General features: G+C 74.0%; 23 protein-coding genes and 1 riboswitch. Of the genes, 10 read left to right on the top strand and 13 right to left on the bottom strand.

Annotated elements, in window-relative coordinates; translation table 11 throughout:
• Positions 1–283 precede the first annotated feature (283 nt).
• Genes ACZ46W_RS23700 through ACZ46W_RS23690 form a run of 3 tightly spaced genes read right to left on the bottom strand, consistent with a single transcriptional unit; the run spans position 284 to position 3,278 of the window.
• Positions 284–1,102, bottom strand: coding sequence for an ABC transporter ATP-binding protein (locus ACZ46W_RS23700; RefSeq protein WP_468340775.1), 819 nt, complete (start codon positions 1,100–1,102; stop codon positions 284–286).
• A complete protein-coding gene (locus ACZ46W_RS23695) occupies positions 1,099–2,202 on the bottom strand; it encodes a FecCD family ABC transporter permease (RefSeq protein WP_468340772.1) in 1,104 nt (367 codons plus the stop codon). Before ACZ46W_RS23695 ends, ACZ46W_RS23700 begins: the two co-directional genes overlap by 4 nt.
• Positions 2,199–3,278 carry an ABC transporter substrate-binding protein gene (locus ACZ46W_RS23690; protein ID WP_468340769.1) on the bottom strand — a complete coding sequence of 360 codons (1,080 nt, stop codon included), beginning with the start codon at positions 3,276–3,278 and terminating at the stop codon, positions 2,199–2,201. The genes ACZ46W_RS23695 and ACZ46W_RS23690 overlap by 4 nt, the downstream gene beginning before the upstream one ends.
• A gap of 30 nt (positions 3,279–3,308) precedes the next feature.
• Positions 3,309–3,493, bottom strand: a riboswitch (cobalamin riboswitch).
• On the opposite strand from ACZ46W_RS23690, the gene ACZ46W_RS23685 reads away from it, so the two are divergent.
• Entirely contained in the window at positions 3,470–4,339 is an 870-nt protein-coding gene (locus ACZ46W_RS23685) for a (2Fe-2S)-binding protein (protein WP_468340766.1), read from the top strand. (Overlaps the previous riboswitch by 24 nt.)
• Here ACZ46W_RS23685 and ACZ46W_RS23680 read toward each other — a convergent pair.
• From ACZ46W_RS23680 to ACZ46W_RS23670, 3 genes are all read right to left on the bottom strand, one after another.
• A complete protein-coding gene (locus ACZ46W_RS23680; RefSeq protein WP_468340763.1) occupies positions 4,314–5,483 on the bottom strand; it encodes an acyl-CoA dehydrogenase family protein in 1,170 nt (389 codons plus the stop codon). The two genes, ACZ46W_RS23685 and ACZ46W_RS23680, sit on opposite strands and share 26 nt — an antisense overlap.
• A complete protein-coding gene (locus ACZ46W_RS23675) occupies positions 5,480–6,391 on the bottom strand; it encodes a sulfite exporter TauE/SafE family protein (RefSeq protein ID WP_468340760.1) in 912 nt (303 codons plus the stop codon). The genes ACZ46W_RS23680 and ACZ46W_RS23675 overlap by 4 nt, the downstream gene beginning before the upstream one ends.
• Positions 6,392–6,516: 125 nt before the next feature.
• The gene (locus ACZ46W_RS23670) at positions 6,517–6,975 is read right to left on the bottom strand and encodes an RrF2 family transcriptional regulator (protein ID WP_468340758.1); all 459 of its coding nucleotides are present in this window, start codon (positions 6,973–6,975) and stop codon (positions 6,517–6,519) included.
• 147 nt (positions 6,976–7,122) lie between these two features.
• On the opposite strand from ACZ46W_RS23670, the gene ACZ46W_RS23665 reads away from it, so the two are divergent.
• From ACZ46W_RS23665 to ACZ46W_RS23630, 8 genes are all read left to right on the top strand, one after another.
• Positions 7,123–8,268 (top strand): RICIN domain-containing protein, encoded by a 1,146-nt coding sequence (locus ACZ46W_RS23665; RefSeq protein WP_468340756.1) that lies wholly within the window; start codon positions 7,123–7,125, stop codon positions 8,266–8,268.
• Positions 8,269–8,443: 175 nt separating this feature from the next.
• Positions 8,444–10,021: a GMC oxidoreductase gene (locus tag ACZ46W_RS23660; RefSeq protein WP_468340753.1), complete on the top strand. Its 1,578-nt coding sequence runs from the start codon at positions 8,444–8,446 to the stop codon at positions 10,019–10,021.
• 70 nt (positions 10,022–10,091) lie between these two features.
• Positions 10,092–10,586, top strand: coding sequence for an MSMEG_6728 family protein (locus ACZ46W_RS23655; RefSeq protein ID WP_468341167.1), 495 nt, complete (start codon positions 10,092–10,094; stop codon positions 10,584–10,586).
• A 137-nt stretch (positions 10,587–10,723) separates the two neighbouring features.
• Positions 10,724–11,218 (top strand): DUF2617 family protein, encoded by a 495-nt coding sequence (locus tag ACZ46W_RS23650; RefSeq protein ID WP_468340751.1) that lies wholly within the window; start codon positions 10,724–10,726, stop codon positions 11,216–11,218.
• Positions 11,215–11,625 carry a DUF4247 domain-containing protein gene (locus tag ACZ46W_RS23645; RefSeq protein ID WP_468340748.1) on the top strand — a complete coding sequence of 137 codons (411 nt, stop codon included), beginning with the start codon at positions 11,215–11,217 and terminating at the stop codon, positions 11,623–11,625. Before ACZ46W_RS23650 ends, ACZ46W_RS23645 begins: the two co-directional genes overlap by 4 nt.
• A 99-nt stretch (positions 11,626–11,724) precedes the next feature.
• Complete coding sequence (locus tag ACZ46W_RS23640; RefSeq protein ID WP_468340745.1) at positions 11,725–12,162, top strand: DUF350 domain-containing protein; 438 nt, start codon at positions 11,725–11,727, stop codon at positions 12,160–12,162.
• Positions 12,163–12,172: 10 nt separating this feature from the next.
• The gene (locus tag ACZ46W_RS23635) at positions 12,173–13,774 is read left to right on the top strand and encodes a polyamine aminopropyltransferase (protein WP_468340742.1); all 1,602 of its coding nucleotides are present in this window, start codon (positions 12,173–12,175) and stop codon (positions 13,772–13,774) included.
• 66 nt (positions 13,775–13,840) lie between these two features.
• The gene (locus ACZ46W_RS23630) at positions 13,841–14,446 is read left to right on the top strand and encodes a response regulator transcription factor (RefSeq protein WP_468340739.1); all 606 of its coding nucleotides are present in this window, start codon (positions 13,841–13,843) and stop codon (positions 14,444–14,446) included.
• On the opposite strand, the gene ACZ46W_RS23625 is transcribed toward ACZ46W_RS23630, so the two are convergent.
• From ACZ46W_RS23625 to ACZ46W_RS23605, 5 genes are all read right to left on the bottom strand, one after another.
• Complete coding sequence (locus tag ACZ46W_RS23625; protein ID WP_468340737.1) at positions 14,376–16,202, bottom strand: ATP-binding cassette domain-containing protein; 1,827 nt, start codon at positions 16,200–16,202, stop codon at positions 14,376–14,378. The two genes, ACZ46W_RS23630 and ACZ46W_RS23625, sit on opposite strands and share 71 nt — an antisense overlap.
• A complete protein-coding gene (locus ACZ46W_RS23620; RefSeq protein WP_468340734.1) occupies positions 16,199–18,001 on the bottom strand; it encodes an ABC transporter ATP-binding protein in 1,803 nt (600 codons plus the stop codon). The genes ACZ46W_RS23625 and ACZ46W_RS23620 overlap by 4 nt, the downstream gene beginning before the upstream one ends.
• A 78-nt stretch (positions 18,002–18,079) precedes the next feature.
• On the bottom strand, positions 18,080–18,199 hold the full coding sequence (locus tag ACZ46W_RS23615) for a SapB/AmfS family lanthipeptide (protein ID WP_468340731.1): 120 nt from the start codon (positions 18,197–18,199) through the stop codon (positions 18,080–18,082).
• Complete coding sequence (gene lanKC / locus ACZ46W_RS23610; RefSeq protein ID WP_468340729.1) at positions 18,196–20,814, bottom strand: class III lanthionine synthetase LanKC; 2,619 nt, start codon at positions 20,812–20,814, stop codon at positions 18,196–18,198. Before lanKC ends, ACZ46W_RS23615 begins: the two co-directional genes overlap by 4 nt.
• A 666-nt stretch (positions 20,815–21,480) precedes the next feature.
• Positions 21,481–22,659, bottom strand: a complete 1,179-nt coding sequence (locus tag ACZ46W_RS23605; RefSeq protein ID WP_468340726.1) for an MFS transporter — start codon at positions 22,657–22,659, stop codon at positions 21,481–21,483.
• Positions 22,660–22,713: 54 nt separating this feature from the next.
• Between ACZ46W_RS23605 and ACZ46W_RS23600 the strand changes: the two genes are divergently transcribed.
• Positions 22,714–23,460: an AraC family transcriptional regulator gene (locus tag ACZ46W_RS23600; RefSeq protein WP_468340723.1), complete on the top strand. Its 747-nt coding sequence runs from the start codon at positions 22,714–22,716 to the stop codon at positions 23,458–23,460.
• A 23-nt stretch (positions 23,461–23,483) separates the two neighbouring features.
• Here the strand turns inward: ACZ46W_RS23600 and ACZ46W_RS23595 are convergent, their stop codons facing one another.
• Positions 23,484–24,371 (bottom strand): peptidoglycan-binding protein, encoded by an 888-nt coding sequence (locus ACZ46W_RS23595; protein WP_468340721.1) that lies wholly within the window; start codon positions 24,369–24,371, stop codon positions 23,484–23,486.
• Positions 24,372–24,404: 33 nt separating this feature from the next.
• Positions 24,405–25,940 (bottom strand): DUF6519 domain-containing protein, encoded by a 1,536-nt coding sequence (locus tag ACZ46W_RS23590; protein ID WP_468340718.1) that lies wholly within the window; start codon positions 25,938–25,940, stop codon positions 24,405–24,407.
• Between the last annotated feature and the right edge of the window lie 10 nt (positions 25,941–25,950).

The following is a 25,950-nucleotide window of genomic DNA, read 5'->3' as shown; positions in this document are numbered from 1 at the left end:
TCGTCGTTCAACAGTGGGGGGTGACCCACCCGGCTCCGGGCATGGCGGCGAGCCGGCCAGGCCGGCTGCTGGGCAAGATCACCGCTCGTGATCTTGCCCCTGCCGGGACCGGCCCGCGATGCCCCGTCGGGGGTACGTGGAAGTGCGCCGGGCGCATGAAGGGGGCGCGTTCCGCCCCGCTGCGGCCGGTGACGCCACGGCTCGGGTCACCGGAGACAACGCCGGGCCGGGCCCCCGGGGGACGCCGGGGAGCCCGGCCCGGGCCAACCACCGCACCGCACCGTCACGGAGCCGGCTGGTCCACCGCCGTCCCGGCCCGTTCGGCCCGCTCCTCGGGGAGGAACGTCACCTGGGGCGCACCGGTGCGCGGGTGGACGGCCACCTCGCCCCGCACGCCGTACACCTCGGCCAGCAGCCGCGCGGTGAGCACCTCGGCGGGCGGGCCGGACGCGTGGACCTCTCCGTCGCACAGGACGTAGAGGCGGTCGCAGTAGTAGGCGGCGAGGTTCAGGTCGTGGAGCGCCACCAGGACCGTCGCCGGAAGCCGCCGCAGAAGGCCGAGCACCTCCAACTGGTGCCGGACGTCCAGGTGGTTGGTCGGCTCGTCGAGCACCAGCAGCGCGGGCTGCTGGGCCAGGGCGCGGGCGATGAGCACCCGCTGGCGTTCGCCCCCCGACAGGCGGCCGAAGGACCGGTCGGCGAGGCCGGCCGCGTCCACCGAGGCGAGCGCCGTCGCGATGAGCCGGGCGTCCTCGGCGGTGTCGCCGTCGAGCAGCCGCTTGTGCGGCGTACGGCCCATGGCGACGACCTCCCGCACGGTCAGGTCGAAGTCCGCGCCCGTCTCCTGCACCACCGCGGCCAGCGTGCGCGCCAGCCGCCGCACCGGCAGCGACCAGGCGTCGGCCCCGTCCACCCGTACGCACCCGGAATCGGGGCGCAGCACGCGGTAAACGGCGCGCAGCAGGCTGGACTTGCCGCTGCCGTTGGGACCCACCAGGCCGATCACCTCGCCGGGCCGGGCGGTCAGGGACACGTCCCGCACGAGACGGCGCGCTCCGGCGGTGAGCGTGACCCCCTCGACGGTCAGCTCGGTCGCGGTCATCCCACACCTCCGCCGGTGTCCCGCCGGGCGTCCCGGCGCATCAGCCACAGGAAGAACGGCCCGCCGCACAGCGCCGTCAGGACGCCGACGGGGATCTCCATCGGCGCGGCGACCGTACGGGCGGCGATGTCGGCCCAGACGAGGAACACCGCCCCGGCCAGCGCGGCCGTCGGCAGCACCCGGCGGTGGTCCCCGCCGACGAACAGCCGCACGATGTGCGGCAGCATCAGGCCGACGAAGCCGATCGGCCCGGCCGCCGCCACCAGCACGCCGGTGACCAGCGACAGCAGGACGAACATCCGGGCCCGGAACCGCGCCACGTCCAGCCCCATCGTCGTGGCCGCCTCCTCGCCCGCCAGCAGCAGGTTCAGCGAGCGCGCCCGTACCAGCAGGGCGCTGATGCCGGCCAGCAGGGCGGCGGCCGGCAGCCACAGCGTGCCCCACTGGACGCCGCCCAGGCCGCCGAGCGTCCAGGCGAGCACGGCACGCGCCTCGTTGCCCCGGTCGGAGGTGAGCAGCAGCAGGTCCATCACGGCCGTGAGCACCGCCGCGACGGCCACGCCCGACAACACCAGCCGCACCGAGGTGATACGGCCGCCCGCCCGCGCCGTGCTGTACACGAGCACCAGCGTGAGCAGCGCCCCGGCGAACGCGGCCACCGACAGCGACACCGGCCCGAACAGGCTCACCCCGAAGACGATCACCATGACGGCGCCCAGCGACGCGCCCGACGACACACCCAGCAGGTACGGCTCCGCGAGCGGGTTGCGCACCAGGGCCTGCATGGCGGTGCCCACCACCGCGAGCCCGGCGCCCGTCACCGCCCCGAGGAGCACCCGTGGCGCCCGCACGTCCAGGACGATCGTCTCGCGCGCCCGGGACCACACCGGCTCCGGCCGGTCGGCGCCCAGCGCGTGCGTCACGATGCCCCACACCTCGCCGGGCGGTACGTGAACCGAACCGATGGCCATGCCTGCCGTGACCGACGCCAGGAGCAGGACGCCGAGGACGGCCAGGGTCACGGCGAAAGCGGGTGCGCTCCGCCGCCGCGGGCGGCCGGTGGGCTCGGGAGCGGCCGTGGCCTTCGCCGGGCCCGTCACCGGAACCTCTCCGGGTGCAGCGCGCGCGCCAGGTCCTCGACCGCGTACGGCGGCCGTACGCCGACCAGGGTCGCGGTCAGCGGCAGCACCACGAACCGCTTGTTCTTCACGGCCGGGACGTCCGCGAGGGCCGGCTGCGAGAGCAGGAACTTCTTCTTCCGCTCCACGTTCCCGGCACCCGCGTAGTCGTAGATGGCGATCACCTCGGGCTTGCGGGCCACGACCTGCTCCCAGGAGGCGTCCCCGAAGACCTGGTCGAGGTCGTCGAAGACGTTCCGGCCGCCGGCCAGCCGGATGATCTCGGTGCCCAGGCTCTTGCCGCCCGCCGTGAACGCCGACTTGTCGCCGCTGTCGTACACGAACACGGGCACGGCGGGCGCGCCCTTCACCGCCTCGGTGGTCCTGGCGATACGTCCCCGGAGGTCGGCGACGAGCCGGTCGGCGCGGTCCCGCACGCCGAAGATCGAGCCGATGGTGCGGATCTCGTCGTAGGTGTCCTGCATGGACACCCGCTTCTTCCCGCAGTACTCGCGGTTGAGGTAGGTGTCGATGCCCGCGTCGGCGAACGCCTTGCGGGAGCGGCCCTCGTTCTCGGCGAACGCGCTGCCGTAGCCGCCGTAGACGAAGTCCGGCTCGGCCTCCAGGACCTTCTCGAAGGACGGTTCCCTCTCCGCCAGCTCCGGGACGGCCTCGAAGTCCTTCCGCAGCCTGGGCAGAACGGCCGAGTCGGGGAAGGCGGTGCCGACCATCCGGTCCTTCAGCCCCAGCGCCAGCATCAGTTCGGCCGGGTGCTGGTGGATGGTGACCACCCGGGAGGGCGGCCTGTCGTACGTCGTGCGGGTGCCGCAATTGTCGATGGTGACCGGGAAGCCCGGCCCGGACGGCGCGGTGGCCTTCCGGTCGTCGGCCGCCCGTCCGGGGCCGCCGCAGCCGGCCAGCAGGGCCGCCGACAGGGCGACGGCCAGCACCACGGCGCGCCGGGCGCGGGGGCGCGGGCGGGCGGCGGGGGACAACCGGGGACGGGGGAACAAAAGGGGACGGGGGAACCAATGAGGACGGGGCGTGCCGTCGTACACGTAAAGCCTCCTGGGGAGTCCGCGCTCCTCGGAACGGGCCCGCGACAGGCCAGTGTCCTGACTCCCGGATCGACGTTCCCCCGGCCTTCCCGCGCGTGGTGCGCAGTGGCCTTCTCGAAGGGTTCCACTCCCCGGTCACAGTGGCGGGACCGTGCCGGAATCGCACCGGCTTCCTGTCTCCCGTCGCGGTGATGACCAGGCGATACTACGTGGCCGGTGCCACCGGGCGGACCTGGCGTGCGGTGCGGTGCCTCTGCGATCCTGCCTTCGACCTCACGACCGAGAGGACGGTGGCACCCGTGTGCCCGCGCGTGTGTGACGGATCGTCGCCGGACGGCACTCCCACCCCTGACGTCCTCGCACGCGTCCGCGCCATCGGCCCCTACTTCGCCGTGGCTTGTGGGCCGCGCCCCGACGCCGCGTGCTTCCGGCCGCTCACCGACCTGTACACGGACCGGGACGGCGCGCTGGACGCGTACGTGGCGGCGGTCGGCCGGCGGCTCGGCACCGGGCGGCGGTCCGGGGCCGGGCAGCGGCGGGTCGCCGCCTCGACCCTGCACATCGGGACGGCCGCCCGGCTGTGGTCGGTCGCCCTGGCCACCGCCGCGCTCACCGGGCGCGTGCCCGACCTCGCGCCCGACCGCCTGTGGTGGCGCCCGGCCGAGTCCGGCCCGATCGACCTGTGGCTGCCGGAGGTGTCCGGGGTGGCGGGCGACGACGTGCCCCTGGCCCTGCACGAGACCGTCGTCGTGCGCAACCTGCTGCCGCTGGGTGACGCGCTGCGGGAGCACTCCGCGCTGTCCCCGCACGTGCTGCGGGGCAACGCCGCCTCCGCGCTCATCGGCGCCGTCCGGGTGCTCACCGCCCACGTCCCCGACGCCCCCTGCCCACCGCTCCCGCTGGTCACCGCCCTGCTGGCACGCGAGCCGCTCGCGAGCGCCGGGGCCTTCACCGCCGTGCCCCTGACGTACCGGCGCCGTAGCTGCTGCCTCTACTACCGCGTGCCCGGAGCCGGTTACTGCGGCGACTGCGTGCTCAGCCCGGCCGGTACGCGCCGTTGAGGTAGTGCTCGCCGATGTCGCGGAGCCGGTGGGCCGTGGAGCGGCCGGCCGTCAGGACGCGGGCGTTGCGCCAGAACCGGTCGAGGCCGGGGGCGTCGGCGAGTGCCGGCACCCGCGTCGTGATGTGCAGGGCGGCCTCGGCCGTGACCGTCTCGGCCGTGGCGACGAGGGCGGCGATGTCGGCGGGCTCGTCCGCGTCGATGCGCGCCCCCGCCTCCAGGGCCCCGGCCATCGCCGCCGTCGCCCGTTCGACCACCGCGGCGGCGGTCCGGGCCGCCGACGCCAGTTCCCCGAACGCGAGGAGGACGTCCGGGTCGGTGGCGGGCAGCCGGCCACCGGGGCAGGCGTCGCGCGCCTCGGAGAGGGCGCCTTCGGCGATGCCCAGGCCGACGTGGCACAGGGCGAGCCGCAGCGCGGGGGCGGCGAGCGCGGTGAAGGGCGCGGTCGACTCCTCGTCGTACGGCCGGGCACCGATGACCTGCGCGGGCGCGACGGCCACCCGGTCGAAGGCCACGCCACCCGCACCTGCGATCCGCTGGCCGAGCCGGTCCCGGGCGGGATCGACGGACACGCCGGGACGGCCGGACGGCACCCGTACGACCAGGACGTCACCCGTCACGGGGCACAGGGCGTCCACGACGAACCGGTCGGCGACGGTCACGGCCGTGTCCACGGCCCGGTGGCCGTTGAGCAGGTACCCGGAGTCGAGCGGGGTCAGGGTGAGGTCCGCCCCGCCGCCGTCCGGGGCGCCGGTGTGCACGCCGCCGGCCCAGAGCAACTGGTCGCGCGCGGTGTCCCGTTCGAGTGCGGCGGCGCGGTGGGCCGTGGCGTAGAAGCGGCCGCTCCAGGTGTGCACGTAGTGGCGGGCGAGCAACTCGCCCACGGAGCTGTCCGCCGTGGCGATCTGGTGCACGACGGCGCAGCCGGTGCGCCAGTCGACACCGTGCGTACGGCCCGGCGGCACGAGGGCCGCCAGGAGCCCGGCCTCGCGCAGCCGCGCCACCTCGTCGACGGGCGGCCCGCCGGCGCGGTCCCGGGCGATCGCGTCCGCGGCGAGGTCCTCCGCGACGTCCCGCGCGATGCGCAGCGGCGTGCCGGATTCCTGGGCGGGAGCGGTCACCGTCCCGGGTGCGGCGGACGTCACTTGGCCAGGGCGGGGACGCCGGCCACGGCCGGGGAGGGCTGTGCCGACCGGCGGCGGTGTTCCTTGACGGAGTACGCCAGGGCCGCCGCCCAGAGCAGGCAGACGAGGCCGTGGACCGTCCACTGGGCGGCGTCGCCGGCGCCGAGCCACTCGCCGCGCAGCAGCGTGCGGACGTTGGTGAGGACGATCACGCCGCCGACCGCCGACCCGAGGACGCGCGGCGGCACATGACGTACCAGCCAAGCGGCGATGGGCGCGGCGATCAGGCCGCCGATCAGCAGGGCGACGGCCCAGGAGTAGTCGATGCCCTGCGATCCGAGGCCGACGAGGAAGCCGATGCTCGCGGCGACGGCGACCAGGAACTCGCTGGTGTCGATGGAACCGATGACCTTACGCGGCTCCAGGCGCCCACCGGCCAGGATCGCGGGGGTGCCGACCGGGCCCCAGCCGCCGCCGCCGGTGGCGTCGAGGAATCCGGCGACGACGCCGAGCGGGGAGAGGAACCGCTTGCGCAGCGGCTTGCCCAGGTTGCCGGTGGGCAGGCTGAGGAAGGTGAAGCGGCCGAGTACGTAGAGGCCGAGGCCCAGCAGGATCAGGGCCATGACCGGCTTGGCGACGTCGGTGGAGAGGCTGGAGAGGACCGTCGCCCCGGCGAACGCCCCGGCCGCGCCCGGAATGCCGATCTTCGCGACGACGCGCCAGTCCACGTTGCCGAACCGCCAGTGCGCGGCGCCCGAGGCGAGGGTCGTGCCGATCTCGGCGAGGTGCACCGTGGCGGAGGCGGCGGCGGGGTTCGGACCGGCCGCCAGCATCAGGGTGGTGGAGGTCACGCCGTAGGCCATGCCCAGGCTGCCGTCCACGAGTTGGGCGCCGAGCCCGGCAAGTGCCAACACGATTAACGTCTTCACGGCCACCTCGCAGATCGATCCCTAGTTTCCCTATCGGTTTAGTAGGGATAGTGGCGTGCCGAAAGCCCCGTCGGCAAGGGGCTGTTCAGGAATCGGACAGAATCGCCTCGTAAGGTGAGACGCGCTCAGGGGTTGGACCAGGCGGCGGGGTCCTCCACCAGCGAGTGCACCCCTTCGGGGAGGCGGCCGGACGCCACGTCCGCCAGCGACACGCCTTCGAGGATGCGCCGGACGTTCGCCCGCAGGGCGATCCACAGCGGGAGCAGGGACTCGGCGGGCCCGTTGTAGGACAGCTCGGGCGGCCGCACACCCCGTACGGAGACCAGGGGGCCGTCCACCGCGCGGACGATGTCGGCGACGCTGATCTCACCGGCCGGCCGGGCCAGCCGGTAACCGCCGTTGGCGCCCCGCTGGCTGATGACCAGACCGGCCCGCCGCATGTCGTTCAGGATGCTTTCGAGGAACTTGTGCGGAATCTCCTGCGCCTCCGCGATGGCCTCGGCCTTCAGCGGCCCGCCCCGTTCACCGGCGGCGAGCAGCAGGGCGGCCCGCACCGCATAGTCCGCCCTGGCTGAGATCCGCATGCGGGCATTATCCCGTACGCGCACGCGGCCCCATGTCCGAGGTGGCAGGAAAGGCGCCGGGATTGGCTCATGGGTGTAGAGCCGTGCCCACCGGGCGGGTGCCATGCTCGCTCTCGGCAAAACACACCCGGATCGGGAAAGGAAGACATGTCACTCACGCCTTCGAGACACACCACGGTCTCGACCACGGTGATCGCCGCCCTGGTGGCGGCGTTATGCATGGCCCTCGGCAGCATGGCGCCATCTGCCAGGGCCGTACCCGCGCAACACACCGCACCCCAACCCGAGTCCGCGCCCGCCCCCGGGTCCGCCCCCGCGTCCGCACCCGCGCAAGCCGCCGTCGCTCCGCCCGAGCTGGGCGACATCACGCTCACCGCCGCGGGCAACGGCCGCAACCTGGACGTGCAGAACGGCAACACGGGCAACGGCGTCTTCATCGTCACCAACTCCGCACCCGGCCACCACCAGTCGTGGCGCATCGCCGCCACGGGCGCGGACGCGTCCTTCACCATCGTCAACAACACGACGGGCAAGTGCATCGACGCCGGTCTGCCCCTCCGGCAGCAGCCCTGCGACGGCCGGGCCAGTGAGAACTGGTACTTCCAGCCCGTCACCGGCACCGGCACCTTCATGATCCGCCACAAGGCCACCAACACCTGCCTCGACGTCGTCCAGAACGCCCAGTACAACGACGCGTGGACGCAGACCTACCGCTGCAACGGCACCAAGGCCCAGCAGTGGAGCGTGCCGTCGGCGGCACGTGAGGCGGCCTGGAACATGGCCGTCGACCACGCCGCGGCCCGCTGCGCCAAGGACGTTGCCACCTGCTTCTGGACCAAGGGCGTCCAGGCCCCCGCCGCGCCGCTGCCGAAGGTGTGCGTGTCACCCGTCTGGTACAACGGCACCTCCGCGCCCGTGCCGTGGACGTTCTCCCTCACCACCCGGACCGGTTGGTCCTCCACGATCGGCTTCACCCTGTCCTCCTCCCTGTCGGCAGGCACCGCGCCCGCCCTCCAGGCGCAGGTCGGCAGTACGGTGACCGGCTCGGTCACCCTCAACCTCGGCCAGGACCTGGGCAACAGCCTGACGGTGACCGTTCCTCCCGCGCACTACGGCTGGGTGGCGTTGTCGGAACTGGCCACGAAGGTCACCGGCACCTGGACGTTCGACGCGCAGGGCTTCGCCTGGACCGCCCAGGACACCATCACCGTGCCGCTGAAGAACGACGACAACGGCGGCGCCAGCGTCTACGCGGCCCGGACCGCCGAACAGTTCACCGGCTGCGACACGTAACCGCCGCACGGGCACCCCTGCCCCGGCCGCCCGCCGCCCGCGTACCCGCTCACGTCGCCCACCTCACCGGGAGCGGCACCGGCGGCGTGTCCTGCGGTGGCGGGTGGTCGTTGCGGCAGTGAAAGTCGCGGCCGCGGCCGGGACGAGATACCCGCCCACACAGGGGGAGTGGTCCATGCCCATCCACCGCCGGGAAGTTCTGGGGCTCGCGGGCCGGGGGACGCTGGCCGGCCTGGGGGCGGCCGTGCTGGGCGGCGCCGGAAGCCGCGCCTTCGCCGCCGCCGCATCGCGCACGCACTTCCGGGCGCTGGTGATCGGCTCGGGGTTCGGCGGCTCGGTCGCCGCGCTGCGGCTGGGGCGGGCCGGGGTGGACACCCTGGTGGTGGAGCGCGGCCGCGAGTGGCCCGTTGCTCCACGACGGCACGTCTTCGGGTCGATGAACGGCGTCACCGACACGATGTTCTGGTTCCGCCGCACGACGCGCTGGCCGGCACTGCTGCCCACACCGGTCCGGCCCGCCCCCGGGGTCATGGAGGTGTCCGAGGAGCGGGACCTCGACATCGCCTGCGGGGCGGGCGTCGGCGGCGGCTCCATCGTCTACACCGGCGTCACGGTGGCCCCGCCGCGCCGGTACTTCGAACGGCTCTACCCGTCCGGGCTGCGCTACGAGGAGTTCGCCCGCACCTGGTTCCCCAAGGTCCGCCGCGCGCTGGGCGCTTCGGCGATGCCGGGGGACGTCTACCGGTCCATGCCGTTCACCCACTCCCGGCTGTGGGACGAGCACCTGGCCAACGCGGGTGCCCGGACCTTCCCCCTGGGCTCGACGTTCGACTGGGACGTGATCCGGCGGGAACTGGCGCACGCCGCCCCGCTCTCCGCGACCGTCGGCGAGTCCGATTTCGGCTGCGGCAACGGCGCCAAGAAGTCGCTGACCCGCAGCTACCTCCCCGCCGCCCTCGCCACCGGCAACGTACAGCTCCGGGCCCTGCACGAGGTGCGGTCCATCGGCCGGCGGCCCGACGGGCGGTTCTCGGTGGAGGTCCGGCGGCTCACGACGGGCGGGGCCGTGCTCGGCACCACCGAGTTCACGTGCGACCTGCTGTTCGTCGCCGCCGGCACGCTGAACACCAACCGGCTCCTGGTGGCGGCGCGCGACCGCGGCGACCTCGCCGACCTGCCCGAGTCACTGGGCACCGGCTTCGGCGACAACGGCGACCAGGCCACCGCACGCTCCCAGCCGCCGCGCTTCCACGGCGGCTCCCAGGGCTCACCCAGCGCGTCCGGCGCCTTCTTCCCCGACGGGTTCGACCTGCCGCTGCTGGCGGAGAGCTGGGTCCTGCCCGCCTACCACGCGCTCCCGGCCACCGTCACCTTCAGCGTGACCGTCGACACCGACAACCGCGGAACCTTCCGCTACGACCCGCGCAGCCGCCGGGTGCCGCTGGCCGACTGGTCGCCCGGGAAGTCCGCGGCGGCGGCGAGGTCGGCACTGGAGCTCAGCGACCGCGTGATCGAGGCCAACCCCGGCATGCTCCCCGTCACCGTCAACACGTACCCCTTCACCGGGCACCCGCTGGGCGGCTGCGTCATCGGCCGCACCACCGACCTCGAAGGCCGGGTCCACGGTGTCAGGGGTCTCTACGTCCTGGACGGATCACTGATCCCCGGCAACGCCGGCGGCGCGAACCCCTCCCTCACCATCGCCGCCCTCGCCGAACGCGCCATGGCCGCGATCGTCTCCCGCGCGGGGTGAACCCCAGGACCCCGGGACCCCGGGAACCCAGGACGTGCGGGGCCGCACCGGAGACGGTAGACAAGTGCGCGTGCAGACGTTCCTGCCGTTCCCGTGGTTCGCGGAGAGCGCCGAGGCGCTCGACCCGCGCCGCCTGGGCAAACAGCGGGTCGAGGCGCTCCAGGTGCTGCGTGGGCTGACCGTGCCGGGCTACGCGTGGCGGCGGCATCCGGCCGTACGGATGTGGACCGGGTACGAGGAGGCGCTGGTCCGCTACGGGCTGGAGGTCTGCGGGGTGTGGACCGCGAAAGGGCACCGCGACACCTGCGCCGCCTCCCTGCTCGCCGGGTTCCATGCCGTACGGCCCTCAGCGCCCGTGCGCCGGCAGGAGGAACTGGCCGAGGACGGCGAGCTGCCGCCCTGGCTGGGCGACGCCGACTTCCACCGCAGCCACCGGTCGGCCCTGCTGCGCAAGGACCCGGGCTTCTACGCGGACCGCTTCACCGACGTCCCGGCGGACCTGCCCTACGTATGGCCCGGTTCCGACCGGGACGGGGAGCGGCACGGGCCGGCCCAGGACGGCTGACACCCCGGACGTGGCGCGATTTCGGCTTGTGCCATACTCAGCCGCGCTCCAAGCACTTTCGCAGTCGGGGGATCATCGTTGAGATTCGAGCTTGCCGTGCTCGGCATGTCGCCGGTCACAGGCCCGGGCGCCGCCGGATGAACGGCATAGCGCTGACGACCCCGTACCTGGACACCGACGCGGACCAACTGTCGTTCGTGCTCGGACGCCCCGCCCGCGACGCGCTCGCCGTCCGCGATCTGACGGTCGGCGGGCTCGATGTGCAGCTCAGGCTCCTGGGCGCCTCCCACCAGGTCTTCGCCGGTCCGGTCCGGGAGACCGTCGCCTGTCTGCCGGGCGTCGAGGGCGGCCTGCCGGACACGGCGGCCCAGGACTTCGACGGCTGGCACTACCGTTTCGGCGCCCACGTCGAGCGCTTCGACGCCCAGGAGTTCAGCGCACGGGTGGCGCGGATACGCGACCGGTCCGAGGACCACCCCCGGGCGCTGTACGGGGTCTTCCCCGGCTCCCCGGAGGCGGTCACCGCGCTGACCGTCGAACGGGAGAGCGCCGGGCTGAGCTGGCGCACCTGGCACACCTACCCGCAGAGCCGCCAGATCGTGGCGACGCACACCCGGCTGGAGGCCCGATGAAGACCGCTCGACGCATCAGCGCGATGCTCCTCGCCACGGTGGCGCTCGCCGCCTGTTCCAGCGAGCCGGACGACGACGGCAACGACGTCCCGTCCGCCTGGATCCGCGGCGAGTACTCCTCCAGCGGCGTGGGCTACGTCGACCGGACCGACCCGGCGTCGAAGGTCGCCGAGGAGATCGACGGCAACACCTCGGCCGTCGACCGCCTCGTCGACGGCGACAAGGAGTTCCTCCGCTACCGCGACGACATCGTCGCGATCAGCCCGCACAGCAGCGGCCGCGGCAGCCTGATCGAGATCGCGGACTACCGCAGCGGCTACCACCGCTGGCGTACCCACATCGGCTCGGTGTGGCCGGACCCGGACAGCGCCTCCTTCCGCGGCGGCGGCCCCGGTTCCGGGAAGTGACCCACCCGGCCCGCACCCCCTGACCGCCCCCTCGTTCCCCTCCTTCCGAACCCTCCCGAACCTCCCGAACTCCTCGACGACGTCCCCGAAAGGCACACCGTGGCAGAGATCTTCGAGTCGGCAGGCATCGCCCTGCTCTACGGCCTCGTCGGCTTCGTCGTGATGGCGGTCGGCTTCATCGCGCTCGACCTCGTCACCCCCGGCAAGCTCGTCCACGTGGTGTGGACCGAGCGCAACCGGGGCGCCGCCGTCCTCCTCGCCGGCCAGACCATCGCCATCGGCCTGGTCATCGAGCAGTCCATCCGGGCCAGCGAATCCGAGCAGGGCCTCTCCCAGGGCCTCTTCAGCACTCTGCTGTACGGTCTCGCCGGCGTCGCCGTGATGACGCTGATCTCCGTCATCGTCGGCCTGCTGACCCCGGGCCGCCTGGGCCACGCCGTGCTCGACGACAACGGCACCAGCCCCCACCCCGCCGCCTGGGTCCAGGCGGCCATGTACCTCGGCACGGCCTTCATGGTCGGCGCCGCGGTCTCCTGAACCACCCACCATGAGCACCACCCTCCAGGACCGCACCGCCGTGGCCGCCGCGACCCGGCCGCCGAGGACGTACGCACGCGGAACACGCTTCCTGCTGCTGCTCGCGGTGTTCGTCTGCGCGGCCTGCGGCCTGGTCTACGAACTGGCGCTGACGGCGCTGGGCAGTTACCTCATCGGCAACTCCGTGATGCAGACCTCCGTGGTCATCTCCGTCATGGTCTTCGCCATGGGCATCGGTTCCCTGGCCGCCAAGCCCCTGCAACGGCGCGCGGTCGGTTCCTTCGCCCTCGTCGAGATCCTGCTCGCGCTCGTCGGCGGCCTGTCGGTGCTCATCCTGTACGTAGCCTTCGCCTGGCTGCGCCTCTACATGCCGGCGATGGTGGTGGTCTCGTTCGTCGTCGGCCTCCTCGTCGGAGCCGAGATCCCGCTGCTGATGACCCTGCTTCAGCGGATCCGGCGGCAGGAGGCCGGCAGCGCCGTGGCCGACATGTTCGCCGCGGACTACGTCGGCGCGCTGGTCGGCGGCCTGTGCTTCCCGCTGCTGCTCCTGCCCGCCTTCGGCCAGCTCAAGGGCGCCCTGGTGGTGGGCGCGGTCAACGCCGTGGCCGGTGTCGTCGTCATCCTGTGGATCTTCCGCCGCGAGACCCGCCCGGTCGTGCGGAACGCGCTGCTGGCCGGCGCGGCCGCCGCCCTCGCCGTACTGGCAACGGTGTACGTCCTGGCCGACGACATCGAGGTCACGGCCCGTCAGCAGCTCTACCGCGACCCGATCGTCCACGCCGAGACCACCCCGTACCAGGACATCGTCGTCACCCGCTCCACCGCCTTCACCGGGCAGCCCGACACCCGGCTGTTCCTCAACGGCGACCTCCAGTTCTCCTCCGTCGACGAGTACCGCTACCACGAGGCGCTCGTTCACCCCGCCCTGTCGGGGAAGCGCTCCTCCGTGCTGGTCCTGGGCGGCGGCGACGCGCTGGCCCTCCGGGAGGTGCTGCGCTACGACGACGTCGACAAGGTGACCCTGGTCGACCTCGACCCGGCGATGACCCGGCTGGCCCGCACCTTCGCCCCGCTGCTCGACCTCAACGACCACGCGCTGTCCGACCCCCGGGTCACCGTCGTCCACGCCGACGCCTTCACCTGGCTGCGGGACGCCACCCAGCGCTACGACACGGTCCTCATCGACTTCCCGGACCCCGACACCGCCGCTCTGGCCAAGCTCTACAGCGTGGAGTTCTACCACCTGCTGGGCCGGGTCCTGACCCCCGACAGCCGCGTCATGGTGCAGGGCGGTTCGCCGTTCTTCGCGCCCAAGTCGTACTGGTCCATCGCCGCCACGATCCGCGAGGCCGGCTACGCGACCACCCCGTACCAGATCGACGTCCCCAGCTTCGGCAACTGGGGCTTCATCCTCGCCACGCCCGGCGCCGACGGCCCGCCGCCCACGCTGCGGCTGGCGGCCGACGCCCCGCCGCTGCGCTTCCTCGACGACGACGTCCTCGCGGCCGCCACCGTCTTCCCGGTCGACCGGCGCCCCCAGGACGTACGCGCGAGCACCCTGCTGGACCCGGTGGTCCTGGAGTACACCCGCCACGAGTGGCAGAACTACTGACCGGGCACGTCACGGGACATGCGGGGATAATCCGTCCTAGGGCAGGTCCTACCGCAGGGAGTGCCAGTGATCCGTGTTCTTCTCGTCGAGGAAAACGGGCTGCTGCGCGGGGCGCTCGCCGCCGTCCTGACCCACGAGGACGACATGGAGGTCGTCGCGGAGTCCGGCGGGGACGGACGGATCCTCGCCAGAGCGCTCTCGTACCGCCCCGACGTGGTCGTCATCGACGTCGACGCGCACCAGGACCAGGCGCTGGCCACGGCGGGTGAACTGTGCGAGCGGCTGCCCGAGTGCCGGACGCTGCTGGTGGCGGGGGCACCGACCCTGGAGCGACTGCGCAGGGTGCTGTCCCTGCGGCCGCCCGGCCTCATCGGGAAGGACGGCCCCCCGGACCGGCTCGTCGAGGGCATCCGCAAGGTCGTCGGGGGACAGCGCTACATCGACCCGGACCTGGCCCTGCAAGTGCTCGACGCGGTCGAGAACCCCCTGACGCCGCGTGAGCGGGAGGTGCTGCGGCTCGCGGCCGAGGGCACTCCGGGCACGGAGATCGCCGACCGGCTGTCGCTGTCCGTGGGCACGGTGCGCAACCACCTGTCGGCGATCACCCGCAAGATCGGAGCGCGGAACCGGATCGACGCGATCCGGATCGCCCGGGAGTCGGGCTGGCTGTGACCTCCCAGTGCCCGACCAGGTCCCGGTAGAGGGCCGAGCCCGCCATCAGCTCCTCGTGCGTCCCCAGGGCGGCCCGCGCACCGTCCAGCACCAGGACGCGGTCCGCCCGCAGCGCCGAACTGATCCGGTGCGCGCACACGACCAGCGTCCCCGGACGCCGGGCGAACGCCTCCTCCGCGCGGGCCTCGGCCGCCGGGTCGAGGTGGCACGTCGCCTCGTCCAGCAGGACCAGCCCGGCGGCCGGCAGGTAGGCCCGCACCAGGGCGAGGAGCTGCCGCTCACCGGCCGACAGCTCCTGCGGGTCGACGGGCGCGTCGTACCCGCCCAGGCGTTCCACCAGCGGCCGGGCGCCCACCGCGTCCACCGCCGCGTCCACCGCCGCCGGGGCGGCACCGGGCTCCAGGTAGGTGAGGTTCTCCCGGAGCGTCCCGGCGAACACGTACGCCTCCTGCGGGATCAGCACCCGGTGCCGCGCGAGCCCGTCACCGGCCCGCCCCATGGGCGGTACGCCACCCAGCAGGACCTGCCCGGCGGCCGGTTCCAGCACGCCCGCCACCAGCGCGGCGAACGTCGACTTCCCCGCCCCGCTGGGCCCCACGACGGCCAGGTGCTCGCCCGGCCGCAGCACCAGGTCCAGCCGGTCGATCACCGGTTCGGCGGACCGGGCGTACCCGAATGTCACCCCGTCCAGCTCCACGCCCACGCCCACGCCCGCGCCCGCGCCGGAACCGTGCGGCGCGGCGGGCGCGGCGGCGGCCGGTGACCGCTCGGGCGCCTCGGACCCCGGTGGCGCGGCGGACCCGGCGGCCCCGCTCACCTCCGCGATGCGGCCGACGGTGACCAGCAGCCACAGCCCGCTGCCGCCGACGCCCTGGACCAGGCCCTGCAACGCGGGCTGGAGGCCCTGCGTCACATACGTCACCGCGCCCAGCACCGCACCCGCCGTCACGCCGCGCTGCACCAGCCACGGTGCCCCGGCCAGGAGCAGGACCAGGGGCAGCCAGCCGCCGACGCCCAGCGACGCCGTGCGCAGCGCGGTCGCCCGGGCCAGCGCCCGGGTGGCCCGGGCCGTCGCGTCGATACGCTCACCGGTCCGCTCCCGTACGAGGTCCTCGGCGCCGCACGCCACCACGTCACGCAGCCCGCCGGTCACCGAGCCGACGCTCTCGGCCATGCGCTCGTCGGCCAGCACCACCGCCCGCTGACGCGCGGCCAGCGCCCGCAGCGCCGCGGCGAACAGCCCGAGGCCCGCGAGCAGCGGCGGCAGCACGAACACCAGCAGCGCGGGGTCCAGCGTGGCCAGGCCCAGCAGCACGCCCACCGCCGTGACCACGAACCCCTGCACGAACATGACGACCGCGCCGTACGCCTCCCGGGCGATCTCCACGTGCTCGGTCAGCCGCGCCACCCCGGCGGAATCGGCCGGCCGCCCGACCCGGGCGGACTCGTGCAGCGTGCCCGAGGCCACGAGCGTGACCAGCTCGTCGCGGAGCGGCTCGACGACGGCGCACAGCCCGAGCGTGGCGTGATGGGTCGCCCACGCGCCCACCACGATGGCCGCCGCCAGCACCCCCAGCCAGGCGAGCCCGGTCCCGGTTCGGCCGGCGAGGAAGCCGTCGTCCACGGCACGGGCGACCGCCCAGCCGGAGAGGAAGGCGGGCACGCCCTGGACCAGCGACCACCCGGTGAGCCGCACGAACGCCCCGCGCCGCCTGCGCAGCGACGCCAGCAGCAGCCCGCCCGCCCGGCCGGTCACGTCCCGCCCCCGGCCGCCGTACCGGCTCCCGCCGTACCGGCTCCCGCCGTACCGGCTCCCGCCGTACCGGCTCCCGCACGCCGCCCCCCGGCGCCCGCGTCCGCCGCGGGTGGCTGGAAGGCGGCCCGGTAGGCCGGATCGGCCCAGAGCTCGCCGTGCGTGCCCAGGCCGCGCACGCCGCCCCCGTCCAGCCAGACGACGAGGTCCGCCCGGGCGGCCGTGGAGGCCCGGTGCGTGACCACCAGGCGGGTGCGGCCCGCCAGAGCGCCCGTGCCGGTCAGCACCCGGGTGATGTGGTGCTCGGTCACGGTGTCCAGGCTGGCGGCCACGTCGTCCAGCACCAGCACCCGCCCCGCCTGGAGGAACGCCCGCGCCAGCCCCACCCGCTGCGTCTCGCCACCCGAGACGGGGGCGTCGGCGAGCCGCGTCCCGTAGCCCTGGGGCATCCGCCGGATGAACGCGTCCGCCCGCGCCGCCGCCGCCTGCCGCGCCACCTCCTCCGCACCGGCGCCCCTGGACCCGAAAGCGATGGCGTCCCCGAACGTCTCACCCAGCAGCACGGGCCGTTCGAAGCCGTACGCCACCGCCCGCCGCAGCACCGGCCGGTCGAGGCGGCGCAGCGGCACGCCGTCCAGCAGCACCTCGCCCTCGTCCGGGTCGACGAGCCGCCCCGCCAGCGCGGCCAGCACGGACTTGCCCGATCCGGAGCGCCCGGCGACCGCGACCAGCGCCCCGCCGGGGACGGTCAGCCACAGGTCCGCCAGGACGGCCTCCCCGCCCGCCCCGCGTACCGTGACGCCACGGAACTCCATTCGCCCCGGCCCGTCGGGCAGCTTCTCGCGCCCGTACGGCACCGGGGGCTCGGTGAGCACCTCACGGACCCGGCTCGCGGTCGCCCGGGCGAGGGCGATCCGGTTCGCCGACGTCACCAGGGAGCCGATACCGGTCGCCAGGGCCACGTACTCGCCGGCCGCCAGGACCTGCCCCGGGGTGATCCGCCCGCGCGCCAGCTCCAGGCCCGCGACCGCGAGCACGGCGACCTCCAGCAGCGGGATGGCCAGCGACTCCCGCGACGACACGCGCGCGAGGGCCCGCCACATCCCCGCCCCGTGCCGGCGCAGCTCCGGCAGCGGACCCAGCACGCGCCGCACCTCGCGGTCCACGGTGCCGGCCGCGGTGATGGTCCGGATACCGGCCAGGGCGTCGACGAGCCGGGCGGCCAGCCTGCCCTGCGCGTCGAAGTAGCGCTCGTTGATGTCGGAGGCGTCACGGATGAAGGTGCGCACCAGGGACAGCACCACGGGCAGCCCCACCACGAAGGTGAGGCACAGCCAGGGGTCGATCAGCGCCAGCGCGACGACCGCGCCGAGCGGGGGCACCAGGTCCATGACCGCCCACACCAGGGTCGACGCCACCTGCCCGGTCCGGGCGGTGTTGCCGACCAGCCGGCTCACCAGGTCGCCGGGCGTGAAGCGGCGCGTGGCACGCGTGCCCAGGCCCAACACGCCGCGCAGCAGGGTGTGGCGCAGCCAGGCGACGGACCGGGCCTCGGCCAGTTTGCCCGCGAGGTCGTCGGCGATGTCGCACACCATCAGCAGGAGGATCGCGGCGACGCTCAGGGACAGCCACAACGCGATGTCGCCGCCGCTGAGCACGGCGTCCAGAGTGCGGCCCATGAGGGCCGGCAGCACCGTGTAGACACCGGCGAGCAGCAGCGCGGTGGCCAGCATGACGAGTACCCAGGGCCCGCCCCGCCGGGCCGCCGCGAGCAGCAGGCGGTCCGCGCCGCGTCGGTCCATGGGCGTCTCCCGTTACACGCGCGTACACATAGGAGAGGGGCGGGGACGCGTTGCGGGCGTCCTCGCCCCGGTCGTGGTTCAGCAGAGCAACAGACTGAGCCTGCTGCCGCCGCCGCCACCGCAGTGCTTGCTGGCGCCGCTCCTCCTGGGCTTGCCGTGGTGGCTGGTTTCCATGCCCTGCAGGTCGAGGATCGTCATGGTGTCTCACCTCCGTTCTGCTTCTCCGTGGGGACGGGGACTTTCATGGCTTCGGGCCGTTCGAGGAACGGCAGGTGCACGGGGGCGTCGTGGAGCGCGGCGCCGAGCGCCAGCAGCACCCCGGCGCTGCCGGTGGCCAGGTCGAGGGAGAGCCGCATCAACTGCTCGCCCGGGAACATCAGGCGGCCCCGGCGCTCCACGGCGTACCTCGCCAGGCGGCGTATCTGCTCGCCGACCACCGGGTCGCGCTCGGCCGCCGTACCGGGCGGATGCGAGCGGCTGAGGTGGAGGATCATGCCGGCCAGGCCGTCGAAGAGGCCCGGCTCCATGTAGAAACCGCCCTCGGCGGCCAGCCGGATCGCGGCCGACGCCTCGGCGAAGGCGTCGTCGTGGCGGTGCGCGAGGTAGTCGTCGAGGACGAGGCCGATGCCCACGCTGCCGTCGGCGAGGTACGGCATCGTCCGCCAGCCCTCGTTGACCTCCATCTCGCCCTCCTCGCGCACGAGGCACCGGCGCAGGTCCTGCCGCAGGGCCGTCGCGGCGAGATCGAGCAGCACCGGCTCGCCCGTGCGGTCGTACCACCGGAGGAAGAGCAGCGCCGGGCCCGCCGAGCCGCGCAGCAGACCGGCGTAGGGGTGGTCCCCGCCGCTGATCTCCGGCACGGAGTCCGCCGTGCCGAGCCGGGAGGCCACGGCGTCCACCGCCTGCACGGCCGCGTCGTGGAGGGCAGGGTCGCCGGTGACCGACGCGAAGCGGAGCAGGTTCAGGCCGATGCCCGACAGCCCGCCGTGCAGATCGAGCCCGAGGTCCTGCCAGCGTTCGCCCGCGCACTGGTCGAGGACCTTGAGCGCCTCGTGCCGGTGACCGAGGTGGTCGAGCACGTACGCGACGCCGTGCAGCCCGTCGTAGAAGCCGAGACGGATGCCCGGCTCGGGGTGCAGGGCCCGCCGGATCAGCCACTCCTCGTGCTCGGGGTGGCGGCCGGCGCCGGTCACGTCGAGCGCGTACAGCACCCCGGCCGCGCCGTACGCCACGCCCAGCCCGCCGCCCGGCGTCTCGAACTGCTCGATGTCGCCGGGGAAGAGCCGGTCGTCCCGCTCGGGCGTGGCCGCCGCGAGGATGGCCCCGGCCAGCGAGTCGCGGGCCGTCGCCCAGCCGTCGTGGTCCGCCCTCAGGCGCGGTCCCGCGCCCGCCGGTGCGACGGCGCCGCCCGTGAGGGTGCGTACCGCGTCGTCGAAGTAGGAGCGGGGGACGGGGAAGGTGCGCGCCGCTTCCGCCGCGAGCTGTTGGGCCTTGCCCGGGTCCAGGGTGAACAGGCCGGTCAGCGGCATGAAGAGGAAGAGCTTGAGGCAGGCGAGGGCGTAGTCGTCGACGGCGAAGCCGCGCCGCTCGCCAGGTGCCGTGAATCCCTGGGCGCCCAGCACCTGACGCCTCGCCTCCGTCACGTCCGTCGCGCCCTCGAAGTCGATCAGCACCACGCGCCCGTCCGGGCGGACCATGATGTTCGAGGGCTGGAGGTCACCGATGACCACCCCGCGGTCGTGGATCGCGGCGGCGGCCCGCTCCACCCGGTCGTACAGCTCCGTGGCCCAGGCGGCGTGGCCGGCCAGCGCCGCGTCGTCGGGGCGCGGCACGACCAGGGGGTACCGGTCGACGAAGAGGTGCTCCAGTTCCGTGCCGTCGACGTACTCCTCGACGAGGAAGTGGTGCCCGGCCCGCACGAAGTGGTCGTGCAGCGCCGGTACGCAGTCCAGGCCCCGCAGCCTTTCGAGGGTCTCCTTCTCGTTGATCAGGCGGGCGACCGCGTCCCGGCCGTCGGCCGTCAGCCCGGCGTACGGCCGGGCTTCCTTGAGCACCACGCGCTCCCCGGAGCGCACGTCCTCGCCGGCGTAGAGACCGCCGCCGTTCGAGAAGTGCAAGGCGCTGTCGAACCGGTACGGCAGGTCGGCGAGCGTGGCCCCGCCGCCGCGCGCGGCCAGGTGCGGGGAGAGGAAGGCGGGCAGCTCCACCCAGTCGGGCACCTGGAAGGTCGGCCCCCGGACGTCCGGCACCAGCCGGCCCTCGCCGTCCTCGATCGCGAGCTCCACCTTTCCGTCCGGCGAGACGCAGTACCGCTCGCCGAAGCCGCCGTACCGGACGTACAGCGGCCCGTCGCCCCAGCGCAGGTCGCTGAGGATGTACGGCCCGTGGCGACCGGCGAGCACCGGGCCCAGCTCGGTGAGCACGCGCTGCAGCGCGGCCTCGTCGGCCGGGTAGATCGTCACGAACTTGCCGCTCGACCCCCGGTCCGCGTACTTGGCGTTGGCGAGCAGCAGCACGTCCTTGCCGGGCAGGAACTTGAAGGCGATCCGGCGCGGGACGCAGTAGTTCCAGACGTCGGTGAGGATCTGCGCCGCGTCGTCGAGGGACGCGGACACGTGGATCTTCCAGCCCTGGAGGGGGAGGTGCGCGTCGTCGGGGCGGAGGACGACCCAGTCGTCGATCTCGGAGCGCCGCCAGGTGTCGGGAGCCGGACACTCGGCCTGCGGGAACGCGGTGTCACCGCCATGGACGCGGTCCGGCGTGTCGTAGAAGTCCGCGTCCATGAGGCAGTAGGCCTCGTAGCGCTTGTCCACCTGTTCCTCCCGTCCCGGGGACCGGTCGGCCCCTGAACCGGGGTGGTGTCACCCTGTGCGGCGCGGATGCGGAGGGAAGGTCCTTCCGATGCCGCTGTGGCACCGCCTCAGCAGCGACGATTGCAGACTCGCGCTGCTGGGAACACCACTTCCTGTCACCCGCTGGGCGTGAATAACGCACGGCCGAACCGTGACGGGAACAGGGGCCTCAACAACCCCCCGACGCCGCACCGGAGATGCACCCCGGGTGTACCGAAGTCCGGTCGCTCGGGCTGGAGTTGGCGACTCACCGCGCGGCGGCCGATGCCGCGTACGTCATGGGGTGGACCGCTTCACCGACGGGCTCGGCCGCAGGGTCGGAAAGAGGCGGCGGCCCGGCAACGGACGCCTAGGCGGCGGGAGTTCGCGTGGTGAGCGGCACTTTCGGGAACCGGCTTCTCCGTGCGGACGGCAAAGCGCAGCGGGCCGTCACGTCCCCCCGGGTCGCTGGCAGGTCGGGCACGGTTCGTCATGGCCGTGGGCGTCGATCACGGTGCCCCACTCGCCGCAGACGTGGCAGTCGCGAGCGCGGGTGAGGTCGATGTGGAACGCCGGGGTGGGAGGGGTCTGGTCGGCTTCGTGGGCCATTCGGTGGAACTCCTCGTAATGCGCGGTATGACCAATATGTCATCGCATGCATGAATATGCAATGGGCTCGCGCAGCCGCCGCAGCAGGAACCAGCCCACCCCGGGCAGCAGGATCAGCGGGGCGAGGGCCACCTGCAACGACGCAGCGTCGGCGACCGCGCCGATCAGCGGGCTCGCGACCGCGCCGACGCTGACCGCCAGCCCCAGCGTGACGCCACCGGCGGTGCCGACGCGCCGGGGCAGATAGTCCTGGCCGAGGGTGACCTGCAAGGAGAACGGCACGTACAGGCCCACCGACGTCAGGGCGACGAACACGTACAGCGCCGGGCCGGGGACCAGGACGACGCCCGCCACGGCCGGGACGGTCAGCGCGTAGGACCAGCGGACCACGGGGAGGCGGCCGAACCGGGTGGCGAGGTGCCCGCCCACCACGGCGCCGACCGCGCCGCCGAGGTACAGGACGGACAGCGCGACCGTGCCGGCCGCCTCCCCGCCGCCGGTGCGCCGGGCCGCGTACAGCGAGACGAACGCGCTCAGCCCGACGAAGACCACCGAGCGGCACACGACGGCCCCGGACAGCCCGGCGAATGAGGCCCAGTCGTCCCGGCCGCCTCCCGCCGGGCCCGCGCCGGAGGTGGCCGCCGGCGCGGCCGCCCGCGGCGGCATCGACCGCAGCGCGGCCACGCACAGCGCCGCACCGGCCAGCCCCGGGACCACCAGCAGCGGCGAGGCGCGCAGGCCCCCCGCGGCGACGACCGCCGAGACCAGCAGCGGCGCGGTGGCGAACCCGAGGTTGCCGCCGAGGGAGAACCAGCCCATCGCGGTGTGGCTGCCGCGGCCGGCCGCCCTCGCCACCCGCGCGGCCTCCGGGTGGTACGCGGCGACCCCCATCCCCGACAGCGCGACCAGCGCCAGCGTCAGGGCGTACGAGCCGGTGACCCCGGCCAGGGCGACGCCCACCCCGCTGACCAGGGCGCTCACCGGCAGCAGCGGGCGCATGGCCCACCGGTCGGTGAGCGCCCCGAACAGCGGCTGCACCACCGACGACAGCAGCGAGGCGGCCAGCACGACACCGGACGCGGCGGCGTAGGTGTAGGCACGCTCGGCGACGAGGAACGGCACGAGCGCGGCGACGGAGCCCTGGTAGACATCCACGCAGGCGTGCCCGAGGGCCAGCAGCGCGATGGGGCGGGAGCGAGAGGTCCTGGTCTTGGCCACCCGGCCATCGTCGCCACGGCACGACATGGCCCGCTTCCGATAAATTGCCAATCCATGCCGGACATCCGCCACACCCCCGAGGCGCCCACCCGCAGCCGGACCCTCGCGCCCGGGGAGCGCATCGACGCCCACCGCCACGACGACCACCAGATCGTCTACGCCGGCTCCGGCGTCCTCGCCGTCACCACCGACGCCGGCACCTGGTTCGCCCCCGGCACCCGCGCCATCTGGGTGCCCGCCGGATGCGTCCACGCGCACCGCGCCCACGGCCACCTCGACCTGCACCTGCTGGGCCTGCCCGCCGACACCAACCCCCTCGGCCTGTCCGCCCCCACCGTCCTCGCCGTCAGCCCCCTGCTGCGCGAACTGATCCTCGCCCTCACCGGCGGCCCCCACGACGACACTCCCGAGCGGCGGCGCCTGTACGCGGTCCTCCTGGACCAACTGCGCGCCTCGCCCCAGCAGCCCGTCCACCTGCCCACGCCGGCCGACCCCCGCCTCAGGGCCGTGTGCGACCTGCTGCACCGCGACCCGGCGGACCCGCGCACCCTGGCGTCGCTGGGCGCCGCCACCGGGGCCGGTGAACGCACCCTCAGCCGGCTGTTCCGCCGCGAGCTCGGCATGACGTTCCCGCAGTGGCGCACCCAACTGCGCCTGTACCACGCCTTGCGCATGCTGGCCGACGGCGACGCGGTGACCACCGTCGCCCACCGCTGCGGCTGGTCCTCCACCAGCGCCTTCATCGACGTCTTCCGCCGCGCCTTCGGCCACACCCCCGGCACCCACGGCCGCCGTACCTGAGCCCTGGGTGCCGGGGACGCGGGTCAGACGTTGGGCACCTTCAGCTTGTCCCAGCTCGCCTTGCCCGGGATGCCGTCGGCGTCGCTGCCCGCGTAGCCGAGCTTGCGCTGCCAGGCCGCGTACGACTTGCGGTCCGCCTCGCTCCACTCGGGCCCGGGGCCGACCTCGTACCGTCCGCAGCCCTCCGCCACCAGCCGCTTGCCCATGGCCGTGATCACCGGGCTGCGCCGGCCCGGAGCGAAGTACGCGGAGCCGGGGAACGGCTCGTACGACGCCGGGGGCTTCGACGCGGGCGGCTTCGCCGGGCCGTCCGGCTTCCCGCCGAGCCGCTGTCTGATCCGGCCCCGCATCGAGTCCATGGTGAACCCGCGCGGGTCGATCTTCCCCGGCTGCCACTCCTTGTGCCCGATCACCGAGCGGTCCGACCAGCCGTGCGCCCGGCAGATCGCCGCCGCCGCCTTCTCGATCGCCTCCAGTTGGGCGGCCGGCCACGGGTCGCTGCCGTTGCCGAGATTGACGCACTCGAAGCCGTAGAAGTACCGGTTGCCATCGGCGTTGGCCTCGTTGTCGGCCGGCAGCGGCGCACGCTCGTCGATCACCGCGCGGAGGACCTCGTCGTCGCCGAGCCCCGCGTGGTTGGCCCGGCCGTTGCCGACCAGGTACACCGAGCCGTCCTTGGCGATCACCCCGTGGCACAGCGGCCCGGGCAGGCTGGAGTGGCCGTTGTAGCAGATGTTCACGGAGTTCTGGGTGCCCGAGGTCACGGTGTGGTGGATCATCACCCCGTGCACCGGCCCCCACGGGCCCTTGTGGTTGCGGTTGTGCGTACGCCAGTTGCGGTGCTCGACGACCTCCAGGCCCTCGTCACGAAGGACCTTGAGCAGTTGGGAGGCGGACAGCGGAGTTGCCATCGTGGTGCTCCTTTTCCCGGTTCGGATGCTCGGTCAGTTCTCGCCCTGCTGGGACGGATCGGCCGTTTCGGCGGCCCTGGCCTCCGCCTCGGCCGCCGCCTCCGCCGCCAGTTCCTCCTCCCTCGCCGGCGGGACCGGAACGGAGAGCGGCCCGAACGCCAGGCGCAGGTCGGATATCGAGCCCTCGCCGAACACCCAGGCGAGGGGCGCGTAATGGACCTGGATGCCGCCCGGGGCCTGGAGCAGCGGCCGGCGGGCCGCGTCCGTGGGCCACTCCACGTCACCCGTCGCCGTCCGCGCGGCGACCGTCCAGAAGTCGCCCGAGCGGTAGGTCCGGCCCGGCTCGAAGTACACCTCGACGCCGTCCTCCAGCGGCAGCCAGCGGCCCTCCTCGATCCGCAGCGCCCCGCCCCGGGGCTTCGGCGCCCCCTTGTGCGGACGACCGCCCGGGGCGCGGTGGTCCCAGCGCCGCAGGAACGGGTGGAGTTCGGGGCGGCGCCCCACCGACGGGTCGGGCTCCGCCGACAGCCGCACCCGGCGCCCCGGCAGGTCGACCTCCTCGACCCGCAGCAGCGGCAGCGGCTCACCACGGCTGACGTAGGCGGTGTCGGTGAACTCGACCCAGTCACCGACGTTCAGGTCGAGCTTGTCGTCACTGCCCAGCGAGGCCAGCTCCACCCACGTACCGTCGAGCTCGTCGACCGCGAAGGTCACCGAGCCGTTCTCCCGGGACCACTTGAACGTGGCGTTCTCCGCCGTCCCGCCCTCGTGGACCTCCACCCGGTAGAGCTGGTTCTCCGGGCCACGGTAACGGGCGTCCGGCCGGACCAGGCACGGGTCCTCGTCCGTGTGGTCGGGGCGCCGGCTGCGGGCCGCCATCCGGGAGGTGGGGGTCTGCGCGGCCGCCCAGGCGGCGAAGGCCGCGCGGATCTGGTCCTTGTCCCGCTGGTCCGCCACCTCCAGCCGGTCACCCGGCAGCGCCAGCACCTGCCAGACGACCTTCAGGCGGGCCGCCGTGTCCGGCATCGCGGAACCCAGCGCCACCTCCCGCAGCAGCGGGTCCTCGGCCGCGGTGACCGACCGCTCCCACACCTTCAGGTACGCCAGGTACGGGAACCGGGCGGGCAGCCGGTCGCCGGGCCGCTCCGGGTCCCGGTACCCGTCCGGCTGGTCCCAGTACGTCCAGGTGTCCGGCTGCGCCGGGGTCGCCGGGGCCCGGCCGCCCTTGTCGCCCTCGTCCACGGCCGCCTGCCCGTCGTCGTCGACCGGCGTGCCGGGCCGGGGGCGCGTCGCGTCCAGTGCGATGCCGTCCACGTAGTAGCGGCCGGGGCCGATGGTCAGCTCGTCCAGCTCCTGGCCACGGCCCTTGAAGTCGATCTTGAAACCGGTCGCCCCGATCGGGCCGCCGTACCGGCCGATGAGGTCGGCGGCGATGGTACGGGCCCGGGCCAACTGGATCGCGGCCTGCTCATTGGCGTCCGCGTCGAGCTGGACCCGGCCCTGCTGGGCGATCACCGCCGAGTAGTGCCGGTCCGGCCGGAAGGTGACGCGGGAGAGGTCTGCGTGCATGGGAAGGGGT

The organism is Streptomyces sp. NPDC031064 (assembly GCF_055570965.1).
Note: the sequence above shows the minus strand (reverse complement) of the source record. Positions and strands in the feature narration are given on the sequence as shown.